Below are 13376 nucleotides of genomic sequence, written 5' to 3'. Positions count from 1 at the left end.
GTGGGCAAGACCAAGGCCGGAAGCGGCCAGGAGGACGTGGTCCTCCAAGTACGGCAGATCGAGAGGGCGCTGCGCACGGTGTACGTGGACAGCGGACTCCTGCACGCGAGCGATCTGGAGGACAAGTCCCCTCAGGAACGCGAACCACGGCTGATCTCACGTGCGCTGACCGCTCAGGCCGTTCGGATGGTCACGGGCTTCAGCCCCAAGGAGGCCGCGGACACCGTCATCGACGGGATCGCGGATCAGGGCATCGACGCCATCGCCGTCGTAGACGGCGACGACCCCCACATCTACCTGGTGCAGGCGAAATGGAGCCAGTTCGGCAAGGCCAAGAGCGAACGCGAAGCGGTCCTCGAACTGCTGGCCGGACTGCGCCTCATCGACGACGAGGACTTCGCCGCGTTCAACCCGCGGGGCCGACAGTTGGCCGAGTACGCGAAGACGGTCATGATGAAGGGGCCCGTACCTGTCACACAGGTCGTCGTCCTCATGCGCGCCGACGAGGTCGTCGAAGGATTCCGGCACGCGCTCGTCAACGGCGAGAAGGAATTCAACCGGTACGGTGCGGTCCTCGACCACCAGATCATCCTCGCGCCCGAGGTGTGGGCCTCGGTACGCAACGACCTGGCTCCCCAGCCCGTCGAGCTCGAGACCGTCCTGTTCCCCTGGTTCGGGATCAACTCACCGTACGAGTCGTATCAGGGGGTCGTCGCAGCGGAGCACGTGGCCGCATGGGCGGAGCACGGCTCACACCTCTTCAACCTGAATATCCGTAACCCTCTCGGGCGAACGTCGATCAACAACGAGCTGATCGGCACGCTCACCGAGGAGCCGGCCCACTTCTGGTACTTCAACAACGGAGTCACCGTCCTGTGCGAATCGGTGGAGAAGATCCACCAGTCGATGCGCACACCGCACACGTTTCCCCTCACCCTGAAGCTGCACAACGCCAGCGTCGTCAACGGCGCCCAGACGGTCCGCTCCGTTGCTGAGGCCGTCGCCGCCGACGAGGGAGCCGCAACCGCGCAGGTACCCGTACGCATCATCGTCACCGGCAAATCGGCGGAGTTCGCGAAGCAGACCACACAGGCGACCAACCGACAGAACCGAGTCGAGGCCCGCGACTTCATCGCCCTCGACCCCGTCCAGGCTTCCATCCTGGCGGAGATGCGGGCCGAGCTCGGGCTGGAGTACAGCGTCCGCCGCAGCGAACTCGACCCGCCGGAGGACACCGGCTGCTCGGTTGTCGAGGCGGCCTGTGCCCTCGCCTGTGCTCACCCCGACAGCCAGTACGCGGCCCGCATGGCAACCACCCTCGACGTTCTGTGGGAACGTGGCTCGCAGGGCATCTACGACGTGCTGTTCCGGCCTCAGCCGGGCGCCTACCTCCTGTGGAACGCGGTCCAGGTCTTGCGCGCCGTGCGCAGCGCGCTGCACAGACTCCGCCCGCGGTACGAAGGGCGCGGTGCCGCACTCATCGAGCACGGCGCGTACCTGATCACCCACCTCGTGTTCCGTCGACTCGACACCGAGTCCATCGACGAACCCGATCCCAAGAACGAGTGGGCGACCGCCGCGCTCGACCGGGTACCCGGCCTGGTCGACGAGCTGCTACCCGTCGTCATCACGACGATCGACGGCCTCTCCGCCGTACGCCCGCAGATCCGTGCCGTGTGCGCGGACGTCGACCGCTGCCGGGACGTCGTCACGCAGGTCCTCGACGGCGCCGCTGCCGCGCAGGACCCCGCCGTACGCGACAAGTACCGGCGAGTTCCGGCGCAGCGCAAGCCCCGGCGACCCAATGCGGTCCACGTGCTGATCGACCAAGGCGTACTCGAAGAGGGAGCCCCGCTCACCCTCACCACGGGCTACCCCTTGGAGGCAGAGGCCCTCAAGGACTGGCTCGCCGGGAACCAGAAGCGCGCCATGGCGACCTGGGTCAGTCACCGCACCAAGCCGATCCTCTGGGGCTACGACGGCAAGCAGTACTCGCCGTCCGGCCTGGTCACACACATGTGGGAACTCGCCGGCTGGGAGAACCGGCCGGTGGCGAACCAGGGCACCGCCCGATGGGTGACCGCTACCGGCGAGACCCTGGCCGACCTGGCCTGGCGGACCCTCGGCAGCCTCGAAGAACCCGACGAGGACGAGACCACCCCACAGAGCTGACAAGAGTCGGGTGGGGCACTGTCCGGGGCCCCACCCGAAGCAGAGCGAGGAGAACGATCCCAGCCATGCCCCATCTCGCATTCGACATCGCCTTCTGCGCCCAGCTCGGCAAGCTCCAGGGCTCGGTGAACCAGGGAGTGTTCGACGCCTGGGAGAAGTTCGAGCGCCTCACCCTGGACCAGCTCTCAAGGACCAGGGCCTGAAACTGGAATCCCTGAAGCGCGCCCGTGATCCGCACATCCGCACGATCCGCATCGACCAGGGCAACCGGGGCGTCGTACTGGCCCCCGACAACGGCGACACGTTCGTGCTGTTGCGGGTGATGGCGCACGACAAGGCGATCGAATGGGCGATCAAGCAGAAGGCGAGCATCAACACCGTCACGCAGGCCGTCGAGATCCGCGACATCGCGATGCTCGACGAACTGACACCCGCCTATGAACGCATCGCCTCAGCGCCCGACCAGCGGCTCTTCGCCAAGTTCTCGGACGGTGACCTGACCGCTCTCGGCATCGACGAGACCACGCTCGCCCAAGCCCGCGTCCTCACCACCAGGGAGCAGCTCGACGTGTTCGCTCCGTTCTTCCCCCAGGACCAGCGAGAGGTCCTGGAGTACCTCGCAGAAGGCTTCTCCGTGGAGGAGGTCTGGCGCGAAGTCGTGTCCGTCAACCTGTCGGCAGCGTCGGAAGCCGTGGACACGACGGACTACGCAACCGCGATCCATCGCACCCACACCCGCATCGCGCTGGTCACCGCGTCCGACGAGCTGCGCGATATTCTCGACAAACCCTTCGCCGCCTGGCGGGTCTTCCTCCATCCCTCTCAGCACAAGGTCGCCTATCGTGCGTCCTTCTCCGGACCGGCCCAGGTCACGGGCGGCCCCGGCACCGGGTAGACGGTCGTCGCGCTGCACCGAGTACGTCATCTGCTGAAGCACCTCCGCGAGGGTGACCGCATCCTCCTCACGACGTACACCAACGCTCTCGTCGCGGCTCTGCGCACCGGTCTCGCCTCGCTCGTCGAAGACGCGGAGCTCCGCGACCGCGTGGATATCACCACCGTCGACGCCTTCGCGAGCCGGATCATCTCGACCTCACGCCGCCCCCTGCGGGGCGGCGAGGACTTGGCCCGCTGGGAGCAGGCTTCGCGGACGACCGGGTTCACCGGCACCGCGCAGTTCCTTGCCCAGGAGTACAAGCACGTCGTTCTCGCTCAGAACCTGCGGAGCCTGGAGGAGTACGAGGCCGCCGAGCGGAGCGGACGCGGCAGCCGCTTGCCGACCAGTGCACGCACCGCGGTGTGGCACACGGTCCAGGCGTTCACGGACGGGCTGGCCGCCGACGGGCTGAGGACATACCTGGGGACCTGTGGGGAGGCCGCCGACGTACTCGACACGAAGGGACCGCTGTACCGGCACGTCGTCGTGGACGAGGCCCAGGACCTTCACCCGGCGCAGTGGCGCCTGCTGCGCGCCGCCGCCCCGGCCCGCCCGGACGACCTGTTCATCGCGGGCGACCCGCATCAGCGCATCTACGACTCGAAGGTCTCCCTCAAGAGTCTCGGCATCAAGGTCACGGGTCGCTCCACCAAGATGCGGAAGAACTACCGCTCCACCCACGAGATCCTTTCCTGGTCCACCGCCCTCCTTGTGGGCCGCCCGATCGCACAGCTGGAGGACGACGCACGCAATGAAACGCTGCTGGGCTATCGCTCAGCACTGCGCGGCAGCGGCCCCGAGGTCTGCGGGGCGGACTCGGAGACCGCGGAGCTGGACTCTCTCGTCGAACGGATCCGCGGCTGGCGGGAAGCCGGCATCGCGCTCGGGGAGATCGGAGTGAGTGCCCGTTTCAACAAGACATGCGACAGGGTGGTGGAGCGGCTCAAGGCAGCAGGCATTCACGCTGTGCGTCTGCGAGGCGACGCACCGGCCGACGCGGACTCTCTCCAGGTCGGCACGATGCACTCCTTCAAAGGCCTCGAATTCAGGTATGTCGCGGTCATCGGCGTGAACGACGGGGCGCTCCCCTACGCGAAGGCTGTGACATCGGCCGATGTCGATCGGCTCCAGCACGAGGCGGACGTGATGGCGGAGCGGTGCCTTCTCTTCGTCGCCTGTACAAGGGCTCGGGACGGCCTGTACGTCTCCTGGTCGGGCGGACCGAGCCGCTTCCTCACGGAATCGGCCGCCAATACGGTCCCGCCCCGCCGCTGACCGGAGGGGACTGGGACGCGCCTGTGGACAGGCTGCCTTGTGGTGTTCAGGCCTTCTTGACCACGCTCGACTTGAGCTGCATCGCGCCGAAGCCGTCGATGCGGCAGTCGATGTCGTGTCCGTCGACGCCGTCGACGAGGCGGATGTTGCGGACCTTGGTGCCGGCCTTGATGCCCGACGGGTTTCCCTTGACCTTGAGCGCCTTGACGACGGTCACGGTGTCGCCGTCGCTGAGCGCGTTGCCGACGGCGTCCTTGATCACACGCTCCCCGGCGGTGTCGGCGGAGCCCGCGGCGCCTTCGGCGGCCGGGACCCACTCGTGGCCGCACTCCGGGCACACCACCAGATTGTTCATCTCGTACGTGTACTCGCCGGCGCACTGGGGGCAAGGGGGGATGTTCTCGTTCACTCCCCCAGGATAGGCGGCGTGCACTCTCCGTCATGTGGGGCGAAGCCACCCTGTGGATAACGAGAAGTGCCGGTCGATACGAGATCGACCGGCACTTTCGTGTGGTGTCCGAGGGGGGACTTGAACCCCCACGCCCGATAAAGGGCACTAGCACCTCAAGCTAGCGCGTCTGCCATTCCGCCACCCGGACAAGGTGTCTGTCGCTCCGGGGTTTCCCCCGTGGCGACAGAGATAACTCTACCAGGGGTTTGAGGTGCCTTTCACCAGCGTTTTCCATGGTCAGTGGGGTGGGACGGCCCTCTCGGCCCCGATCGGGCGCGGACCGTCCGACCCCGTGCACGAGGCGCTCACCTCCGTGCGCGCAGGGTGACGGCGTCGGCCGTCCGGGTCAGTGGCCCTTCTCCCGCAGTGAGTGCAGGTGCTCGCTGGACCTGCGGGCGAAGGAGAGCGAGTCGACGGGGTTGTCGCGCTCGGTCTGCCAGTGGTGGGCGTTCCTGCCGTGGTGGGTGCGGTTGACCGCCGAGATGAAGCGCCGGTAGTCGATGTCCCCGTCCCCGACGTCGGTCATGCGGTAGCCGTAGGGGACGGCCGAGTCGTCGCGGTCGCCGTCCTTGACGTGGAAGAGCGGGTAGCGGTGGGGCTGGGCGAGGACGTAGTCGAGCGGGTCGAACGGCGCGGGGGTGCCGTCCGGGCGCACGGAGTAGCGGTACTGGCCGACGTACGCCCAGAAGATGTCCATCTCCAGGTGCACGAGCTCGGGGTCGGTCTCGGCGAGGAGGACGTCGTAGAGACGGACGTGGGGGCGGTCGGTGGCGAAGGAGAACTCCTCCGAGTGGTTGTGCTGGTAGAACTTCATGCCGCGCTTGCGGGCCTCCGCGCCGAAGCGGTTGAACTCCTCGGCGCAGCGCTTCCATCCGTCGACGGTGGAGCCGTAGCGCCAGGGGCCGGAGGCGGTGCCGATGTGGGGCAGGCCGAGGGCGGCGGCGTCGTCGAGGACCCGGTCGAGGTTCTGCGCGAAGGTGTACGCGGCGGGGTCGTTCGCGTAGTAGCCGACGTGGCTGCCGATGGCCCGGAGCCCGTGGTCGCGGGTGAGGCGCTTCAGCTGGGCGAGGGTCAGCGGTCCGGCGGCGCCCTGCTCGTAGCCGGCGTACTCGACCTCGTCGTAGCCGTACTTCCGCAGTTCGGCGAAGACGGCGGCGAAGCCGAGGGTGGCGACCTTGTCGCGCAGTGAGTAGAGCTGGATGCCGAGGCGCCCGGGCGGCAGGACGGGGCGGCCGTGCCCCTGCCCCTTCTCCTGCGCCGCCGCGTCGGGGGTGGTGGCCGCGGCGGCGGGGGCCGTGGCGCCGAGGAGGGCGGCCGCGGTCGCGCCGGCGGCGACGCCCAGCATGTTGCGCCTGCTGAGCCGGTGGGTGAGTTCGGGGTCGGCGGTGGCGTCGGTGCGGCGGATGCGATTCATCTGTGGATAACTCCTTGGCTGTCGTCGGGGTCTGCTTCACTGGAATCCGGTCGGGGCCTCATACGACTCCGGCCAGCCTGAGCAGCAGGTTCTTCACATCGGTGGCCGCGACGCGGCCGCTTACGGCGCGGGGGGTGGAGCACAGAATGAGCGGACTCTCGTCCTCGCTCGTGGGGAGGCGGCCATGGCTGCCGCGAAAAGGTGACGGGTCGAGAGGGACGACCGCGAGCCGGTAGCGCATGCCGAGCTTCTTGCGGGCGATCTCCTTGGCCGCCCTGATCCGGACGTACGGGTCGAGCGGGTCCATGAGCAGTTCGGCGGGGTCGTAGCCGGGCTTGCGGTGGATCTCGACGAGCTGGGCGAAGTCGGGGGCGCGGGCGTCGTCGAGCCAGTAGTAGTACGTGAACCAGGCGTCCGGCTCGGCAAGGGCGACGAGCTCGCCGGAGCGCGGGTGGTCGAGGCCGTGTTCCTTCTTGCCGTCGTCGTCGAGGAGCGTGTCGAGACCCGGGAGGTCCGCGAGCGCCTCCCGGACGGCCGGCAGGTCGCCGGGGCGCCGGACGTAGACGTGGGCGATCTGGTGGTCGGCCACGGCGAAGGCCCGGGAGGTCATGGGGTCGAGGTACTCCATGCCGTCCTGTGTGTGGACCTCCAGGAGGCCGGCGCGGCGCAGGGCGCGGTTGATGTCGACGGGCCGGTCGACGCGGGTGATGCCGTACTCGGAGAGGGCGACGACCGTGCGTCCCTCGGCCCTGGCCTCGGCGAGGAGCGGGGCGAGGACGGTGTCGAGCTCGGCGGCGGCGCGGAAGGAGCGGGGGTCGTCGGGGCCGTAGCGCTGGAGGTCGTAGTCGAGGTGCGGGACGTAGCAGAGGGCGAGGTCGGGGCGGCGGGTGCGGAGGATGTGGCGGGTGGCGTCGACGATCCACCGGCTGGAGACCAGGTCGGCGCCGGGGCCCCAGAAGTGGAACAGGGGGAACGTGCCGAGCGTGGCGGTGAGTTCGTCGTGGAGGGCGGGGGGCCGGGTGTAGCAGTCGGGTTCCTTGCGTCCGTCGGCGTAGTAGACGGGACGGGGGGTGACGGTGATGTCGGTGTCGGCGCCCATGGCGTACCACCAGCAGATGTTGGCGACGGTGTAGCCGGGGTGGGCGCGGCGGGCGGCGTCCCACAGGCGGTCGCCGGTGACGAGGCCGTTGTGCTGGCGCCAGAGGAGGACGTCGCCGAGGTCGCGGAAGTACCAGCCGTTGCCGACGATGCCGTGCTCGGCGGGGAGGGTGCCGGTGAGGAAGGTGGTCTGGGCGGTACAGGTGACGGCGGGCAGGACGGTGGAGAGCGGGGCCTGGGATCCGGCGCGGGCGAGGGCGGCCAGGTGGGGCATGTGCGGGAGGAGTCGTGGGGTGAGACCGACGACGTCGAGGACCAGGAGGGGGGTGGGCCGCTTGTCGGTCATGGCAGCTCCTTGAGGCCGGGGTCGGTCATGGGAGTTCCTTGAGGCCGAGGTCGGTCAGCAGGTCGCGGGCCAGAGTCAGTTCGGCGGCGATGCCGTCGGCGAGGCGGGCCCGGGTGCGGGGCCTGCGGTCGGGAGGGAGGGCCTGCCAGGTGTAGGTCTCGACCTCCAGGTGGTGGGTGCGGGGGTGCGGGCCGCCGACGAGGAGGGCGAGCGTGTCCCGGAGGACGGGCAGCGTGGAGGTGAGCGGAGGAGCGGGGGGAGCGTGCAGGGGGACGTGGAAGTGGGCGCGCCAGGGCGTCGCGTCGGGGAGGCCTGGTCCGGCGGCGTGGGGCGCACCGGGGCCGTGGTCCGGGGTGGCGAGGGCCTCGGGGAGGTCGTCGGTGCCGCGCAGTCCGGCGGCGGTCCTGGTGCGGGTCTGGTGGAGGAAGCGGGGTTCGGCGAAGGCGGCGAGCGCCGCCCTGACCTCGGGGAGGTGCGGGTGTTCGGCGTGGAGCGCGGCCGAGAGCTGGGCCTTGGGGACGCCGATGCCGGCGGCGGCGAGCGATGCCAGGGCGGTGTGTGGGTCCTCGAACGACGTCGCGAGGTGGCAGGTGTCGACGCAGACGCCGATCCGGGGGCTCGGGAGGCCCGGTGGGGCGGTGAGGGCGGCGACGGCGTCGGTGACGGTCTCGACGGTGCAGCCGGGTTCCGGTTCGAGGCCGATGCGGATGCTCTTCCCGGTGAGTTCCTCCAGGGCGTCGAGACGCCCGGCGAGGGTGGTCAGGGCGGTGCGGGCGGTGGTGGCGGCCCGGGCGGTCCAGGGGGTCCGCCAGGCGAGCGGCAGCGTGGAGACGGATCCCTCGGTGACGTCGTCGGGGAGGAGCGCGGCGAGGAGGTGGGCCAGGTCGGTGGTGTGGGCGAGGCGTTCGGGTCGGGTCCAGTCGGGCCGGTAGACGCGGTGCTTGACCTCGTCGGCGCCGAAGCCCTCGTAGGGGAAGCCGTTGAGGGTGACCACTTCGAGGCCCCGGCGGTCGAGTTCGGCGCGCAGGGCCCGGAGCGAGGCCGGGTCGGTGGTCAGGGAGTGCGCGGCGTCACGGGCGAGCCAGAGGCCGATGCCGAGGCGGTCGCGGCCGAGGCGGCGGCGGACCGGCTCGCAGTGGTCGCGGAGCTGGGCGAGGACGCCGTCGAGGGTCTCGGCCGGGTGCACGTTGGTGCAGTAGGCGAGGTGGACGGTGGAGCCGTCGGGGTGCCGGAAGCGCATCCGGGGGCCTCATTCCCCGCCGCGCAGGACGGAGTTGCCCTCGTGCAGGTCCGGTGGGGTGGGGAGATCGAGGTGGAGACGGCCGCTGAGGCCGTAGAAGGCGACGGGGTTGCGCCACAGGACCTGGTCGACGTCGTCGTCCGTGAAGCCGCCGGCGAGCATGGCGTCGGCGACCGCGCGGGTCTTGAGGGGGTCGCTCCTTCCCCAGTCGGCCGCCGAGTTCACGAGGACGCGGCCGGTGCCGTACTCCTTCAGGATCGCGACCGTCCGCTCCTCGTCCATCTTGGTGTCGGGGTAGACGGAGAAGCCGAGCCAGGCGCCGCTGTCGGCGGCCTCCTTGACCGTCGTCTCGTTGAGGTGGTCGAGGAGGACGCGGTCCGGGGCGAGCGCGGACTCCCGGACGACGCCGATGGTGCGGCGCAGACCGGTGAGCTTGTCGCGGTGCGGGGTGTGGACGAGGGCGGGCAGGCCGTGGTCGGCGGCGAGCTGGAGTTGGGCGGCGAGGGCGGTGTCCTCGGCCGGTGTCAGGGAGTCGTAGCCGATCTCGCCGACGGCGACGACGCCGTCCTTGGCGAGATACCGGGGCAGCGCGTCCAGGACGGGGACGCAGCGGGGGTCGTTGGCCTCCTTGGGGTTGAGGGCGAGGGCGCAGTGGTGGGCGATGCCGTACTGGGCGGCGCGGAACGGCTCCCAGCCGAGGAGGGCGTCGAAGTGGTCGAGGAAGGAGGCGGGCGAGGTGCGGGGCTGGCCGAGCCAGAAGGAGGGTTCGACGAGGGCGCGGACGCCGGCGTCGTGCATCGCCGCGTAGTCGTCCGTGGTGCGCGAGGTCATGTGGATGTGGGGGTCGAAGATGCGCATCAGGACTCCTCGGCGGGGGCCGTGAGGGCGAGGACGCGGGACAGGTCGGCGGGGAGGGGGCGGCCGGCGGCGGTGCGTTCGGCGGCGTGGTCGGCGAGCATCCGGGCGAGTTCGGTGTCGCCGGCGGCGCGCTCGGCGAGGCCGGCGACGGCGGTGACGGGCACACCGGTGAACAGGCACTTCAGGATCGCGTGGCGCCAGGCGTGGGGGGTGAGGTGGGTGGCGGCGTAGGGGCCGAGGGCGGCGGCGGCGAGGGTGGTGTCGTGGGTGCGCAGGGCGTCCTCGACGAGGGGCAGGGCCTCGGGGCCGGTGACGAGGGCGGGGAGGGCCAGGAGGACGGCGCGGCGTTCGGCGGCGGTGCCGTGGTGATAGAGGCGGGTGAGGGTGTCGGGCTCGGCACCGGCGGCCCGGAGGAGGCGGGTGCGGACCTCGTCGGCGTGCGCGGGGCCGCAGTGGCGTCCGGCGGCCACGAAGTACGGCTCCCAGGCGGGGGTGCCGGTGGCGGCCTCGGCCAGGGCGGAGTCCAGCCAGGCGCAGGTGGTGTCGGTCAGCATGCCGAGAGCTCCTGGCGCAGGAAGGAGAGGGAGGAGCGGGCGAGTTCGGGGCCGGCGTGGGAGTGCCGGGGCAGTTCGACGACCGTCAGTCCCGGATAGCCGGAGGCGGTGAGTTCCGTGAGGGCGGCCAGGACGGGCGGGAAGTCGATCTCTCCGTCGCCGAACGGGAGGTGCTCGTGGACACCCCGTCGCATGTCCTCGATCTGGACGTGGTGGATCCAGGGGGCGGCGGCGCGGACACAGTCGGCGGGAGGGAGGGGTTCGAGGCACTGGCAGTGGCCGATGTCGAGGGTGAGGCCGAGGACGGCGGGAGGGGGGTCGCCGAGGAGTGCGCGGAGGTGGTGGAAGTCGTCGAGGGTGGAGAGGAGGTGGCCGGGTTCGGGTTCGACGGCGAGGGGTACGCGGGCGGCTTCCGCGGCTTCCAGGACGGGGGTGAGGGAGGAGGCGAGTCGCTTCCATGCGTCGTCGGGCGGGGTGCCGGCGGGGAGGGTGCCGCTGAAGCAGTGGACGGCGTGGGCGCCGAGGTCGGCGGCCACGCGTACGGCCCGCAGGAGGAGCCGTACGCGGGACGCGCGGTCCTCCGGGTCCGGGTCGAGCAGGGACGGGCCGTGCTTACGGCGCGGGTCCAGGACGTAGCGGGCTCCGGTCTCGACGGTCACGCCGAGCCCGAGTTCGCCGAGGCGGCGGGCGACCCGAGCGGTGCGGGCGGCCAGGTCGGGCGCGAGGGGGTCGAGGTGCATGTGGTCGAGGGTGAGCCCGACTCCGTCGTAGCCGAGGTCGGCGAGAAGCCCGAGGGCCTCGTCGAGTCGGAGGTCGGTGAGCCCGTTGGTGCCGTAGCCGAGACGGGGGGTGGGGCAGGGGTGGGGATGGGGGCGGGGGTGGGGGCGGGCAGGGCTCATGTCGGGCTCACCTTCCGGGCGAGGGCGCGGGCCGCCGGGATCAGGCCGAGGAGCGCGAGCGCGGTCCCCGGCGCGCCTCCCCGGGCGGCGAGCGCGGCCTGGAGCGGGATCGTGGCCCGGATCCCGCCTGCGACGGCCCGCTCGGTCAGCGCCGCCGACGGGTTGAGCGCGGCGTGCAGCAGGAGGGTGGCGGGGGTGCGGGCGTAGGTGAGGGCGAGCAGGGTGCCGAAGGGGCTCGCGCCGGCACCGGAGGTTCCCGCGGCCACGGCCAGGGTCACGGCGAGGGCTGCGAGGGGGGTGCGGGTGGAGCCGCCCCGGGTCTCGTGGCGGGAGGTGGCGGTGACGGCGTAGGCGTGGGCGCCGAGCAGGGCCGCGGCGGGCAGAGCCCGTGCGGGGTGCGGGCTCGCTCCGGCGGGGGTGGCGGTCGTCGAGGCGGTGGCAGCAGGGGTCGAGGCGACGGCGCCGAGGAGGAGGTCGAGGGCGCGGGCGGTGGCCATGGTGGCGGGGCCGGCCGGGGTGTGTTTGAGGCCGAGGTCGTAGGCCCAGACGGTGGTGGCGAGGGCGGTGGCCGTCGCGAGGGCCAGGCGGCCCGCACGGGAGGCGAGGCCGAGGCCCGCGAGGGTGAGGGCGGCCGAGGCGGCCAGGGCGGCGGCGGGGGTGACGCGGCCGGAGGGAAGGGGCCGGTGGGGGCGTTCGCGGGCGTCCTCGTCGCGGTCGGCCCAGTCGTTGAGGGCCATGCCCGCCTCGTACAGGCAGAGGGAGGCGCCGATCGCGTGGAGCGTGCCGCGTCCGGGGCGGGCCCCGGCGGTGGCGGCTCCGGCGAGGGCGTCGCCGGGTACGGAGAGGAGTGCGGACACCCGGAACAGGTCCGCCCAGGCGCGTGCCCTTCCGCGGGCGTGGACGCGGCCGCTCATCGGGGGCCCTCGCCCGTGCCGGTGTCGCCGAGGGTCCGGGCGAAGGCGAGGAGGCGGTGGTACTGGTCGGCGAGGGCGGCCGGTGGGGTTCCTTCGGGGTCCTTGAAGTAGAAGGCGAGGTCGTGGAGGGGGCCGGCGCGGCCGGTCTCGTGGGCGCGGGCGGTGAGGCGGGCGAGGTCGAGGACGAGGGGGGCGGCGAGGGCGGAGTCGCAGCCCTGCCAGAGGGTCTGGAGGATCATGCGGGTGCCGAGGAAGCCGTCGAAGGCGATGTGGTCCCAGGCGGTCTTCCACTCCCCCAGGGCGGGGACGTCGTCGATGTGGACCTGGCCCTCGACGGTGGTGCCGAGGGTGTCGGTGAGGACGCGTTCCTTGCCGGCGTTCTTGGCGGCGGCGGCCGCCGGGTCGGCGAGGGCGGCTCCGTCGCCGCCGCCGAGGAGGTTGCTGCCGGACCAGGCCCGTACGGTCAGGGCGCGCTGGCGGAACATCGGGGCGAGGACGGCCCGGAGGAGGGTCTGTCCGGTCTTGCCGTCGCGGCCCGCGTGGGGCAGTCCGCTCGCGGCGAGGGGGGCGGCGAGTGCGGGGTGGCGCAGGCCGGTGGAGGGGGTGAAGTTGACGTACGGGGACCCGGCGCGGAGTGCCGCCGCGGCGTAGAGGGAGCTGGGTGGGAGCCCGGCGCCCCCCGACGCCGGCTCCGTGGAGGCCACATTGACGACCACGACGCGGTCCAGGCCAATCCTTCGGCGGAAGTCCGTCAGGTCGGCGGTGAAGGCGGTGATGAGCTGTTCGTCGGTGCGGGTGTCGCCGGGGGCGGGTCCGCCGGGGCGGATCTCGCGGTCGGCGGCTTCGAGTTCGGTGGTGACGGCGTGGGCGAGGCCGTGCGGGAGGACTCCGGCGGTGGTGAGCTGTTCGGCGCGTTTGGGGAGGGGGCAGTCGGTGGTGTCGTGTCCGCCGAAGACGAGGGAGGCGAGCGGGGGGAGCCCTGCGTCGGCGAGGTCGGGGGTCTCGGTGGCCATGCCGGTGGGCGGGTGGAGTCCAGCGACGAGGGCGGCGCAGCCGGCCACGGTGGTGGTGGCGACGGAGCCTCTCGCGCCGATGAGCCAGATTCCCGTGCGTGGTGCGGTGGTCACGTCGTCGGCCTCCCTCGGTGGGAATCGGTGGGAAATCGCTGGGAAAGCGGTGGGAAATCGGTGGGCGATCGGCGGGAAAGCAGGGGAAAGC

10 protein-coding genes, 1 tRNA gene and 1 pseudogene are annotated in these 13376 nt (G+C 71.6%); 2 read left to right on the top strand and 10 right to left on the bottom strand.

Features of this window, described 5'->3' with window-relative positions:
* Nucleotides 1–2172 carry an AIPR family protein gene (locus tag ACN9MM_RS31875; RefSeq protein WP_426367176.1) on the top strand — a complete coding sequence of 724 codons (2172 nt, stop codon included), beginning with the start codon at nucleotides 1–3 and terminating at the stop codon, nucleotides 2170–2172.
* Nucleotides 2173–2237: 65 nt separating this feature from the next.
* Nucleotides 2238–4384, top strand: a pseudogene (locus ACN9MM_RS31870) (UvrD-helicase domain-containing protein).
* A 46-nt stretch (nucleotides 4385–4430) separates the two neighbouring features.
* Here the strand turns inward: ACN9MM_RS31870 and ACN9MM_RS31865 are convergent.
* The 10 genes from ACN9MM_RS31865 to ACN9MM_RS31820 form a co-directional block, all read right to left on the bottom strand.
* Complete coding sequence (locus ACN9MM_RS31865) at nucleotides 4431–4793, bottom strand: zinc ribbon domain-containing protein YjdM (RefSeq protein WP_426367175.1); 363 nt, start codon at nucleotides 4791–4793, stop codon at nucleotides 4431–4433.
* Between the two features lie 102 nt (nucleotides 4794–4895).
* Nucleotides 4896–4983 (bottom strand) — tRNA-Leu (locus ACN9MM_RS31860).
* A gap of 198 nt (nucleotides 4984–5181) precedes the next feature.
* The gene (locus ACN9MM_RS31855) at nucleotides 5182–6249 is read right to left on the bottom strand and encodes a sugar phosphate isomerase/epimerase family protein (protein ID WP_426367174.1); all 1068 of its coding nucleotides are present in this window, start codon (nucleotides 6247–6249) and stop codon (nucleotides 5182–5184) included.
* Between the two features lie 58 nt (nucleotides 6250–6307).
* Nucleotides 6308–7693, bottom strand: a complete 1386-nt coding sequence (locus ACN9MM_RS31850) for a nucleotide pyrophosphatase/phosphodiesterase family protein (RefSeq protein ID WP_426367173.1) — start codon at nucleotides 7691–7693, stop codon at nucleotides 6308–6310.
* 25 nt (nucleotides 7694–7718) lie between these two features.
* Nucleotides 7719–8933, bottom strand: a complete 1215-nt coding sequence (eboE, locus tag ACN9MM_RS31845; protein ID WP_426367172.1) for a metabolite traffic protein EboE — start codon at nucleotides 8931–8933, stop codon at nucleotides 7719–7721.
* 9 nt (nucleotides 8934–8942) lie between these two features.
* A complete protein-coding gene (locus tag ACN9MM_RS31840) occupies nucleotides 8943–9791 on the bottom strand; it encodes a TatD family hydrolase (protein WP_426367171.1) in 849 nt (282 codons plus the stop codon).
* Entirely contained in the window at nucleotides 9791–10345 is a 555-nt protein-coding gene (locus ACN9MM_RS31835) for an EboA domain-containing protein (RefSeq protein WP_426367170.1), read from the bottom strand. The genes ACN9MM_RS31840 and ACN9MM_RS31835 overlap by 1 nt, the downstream gene beginning before the upstream one ends.
* Entirely contained in the window at nucleotides 10339–11244 is a 906-nt protein-coding gene (locus ACN9MM_RS31830; protein ID WP_426367169.1) for a sugar phosphate isomerase/epimerase family protein, read from the bottom strand. The genes ACN9MM_RS31835 and ACN9MM_RS31830 overlap by 7 nt, the downstream gene beginning before the upstream one ends.
* Nucleotides 11241–12158: an SCO3242 family prenyltransferase gene (locus tag ACN9MM_RS31825; protein WP_426367168.1), complete on the bottom strand. Its 918-nt coding sequence runs from the start codon at nucleotides 12156–12158 to the stop codon at nucleotides 11241–11243. The genes ACN9MM_RS31830 and ACN9MM_RS31825 overlap by 4 nt, the downstream gene beginning before the upstream one ends.
* On the bottom strand, nucleotides 12155–13285 hold the full coding sequence (locus ACN9MM_RS31820; protein ID WP_426367167.1) for an inositol-3-phosphate synthase: 1131 nt from the start codon (nucleotides 13283–13285) through the stop codon (nucleotides 12155–12157). The genes ACN9MM_RS31825 and ACN9MM_RS31820 overlap by 4 nt, the downstream gene beginning before the upstream one ends.
* Nucleotides 13286–13376: the final 91 nt, after the last annotated feature.

Origin of the sequence: Streptomyces sp. E-08 (assembly GCF_049913095.1) — a bacterium.
Classification (GTDB): domain Bacteria; phylum Actinomycetota; class Actinomycetes; order Streptomycetales; family Streptomycetaceae; genus Streptomyces.
Note: the sequence above shows the minus strand (reverse complement) of the source record. Positions and strands in the feature narration are given on the sequence as shown.

Coding starts and splice junctions, on each gene's coding strand:
- ACN9MM_RS31855 (WP_426367174.1), bottom strand. CDS start 6,249: ATGAATCGCATCCGCCGCACCGACGCCACCGCCGACCCCGAACTCACC.
- ACN9MM_RS31850 (WP_426367173.1), bottom strand. CDS start 7,693: ATGACCGACAAGCGGCCCACCCCCCTCCTGGTCCTCGACGTCGTCGGT.
- eboE (WP_426367172.1), bottom strand. CDS start 8,933: ATGCGCTTCCGGCACCCCGACGGCTCCACCGTCCACCTCGCCTACTGC.
- ACN9MM_RS31840 (WP_426367171.1), bottom strand. CDS start 9,791: ATGCGCATCTTCGACCCCCACATCCACATGACCTCGCGCACCACGGAC.
- ACN9MM_RS31835 (WP_426367170.1), bottom strand. CDS start 10,345: ATGCTGACCGACACCACCTGCGCCTGGCTGGACTCCGCCCTGGCCGAG.
- ACN9MM_RS31830 (WP_426367169.1), bottom strand. CDS start 11,244: ATGAGCCCTGCCCGCCCCCACCCCCGCCCCCATCCCCACCCCTGCCCC.
- ACN9MM_RS31825 (WP_426367168.1), bottom strand. CDS start 12,158: ATGAGCGGCCGCGTCCACGCCCGCGGAAGGGCACGCGCCTGGGCGGAC.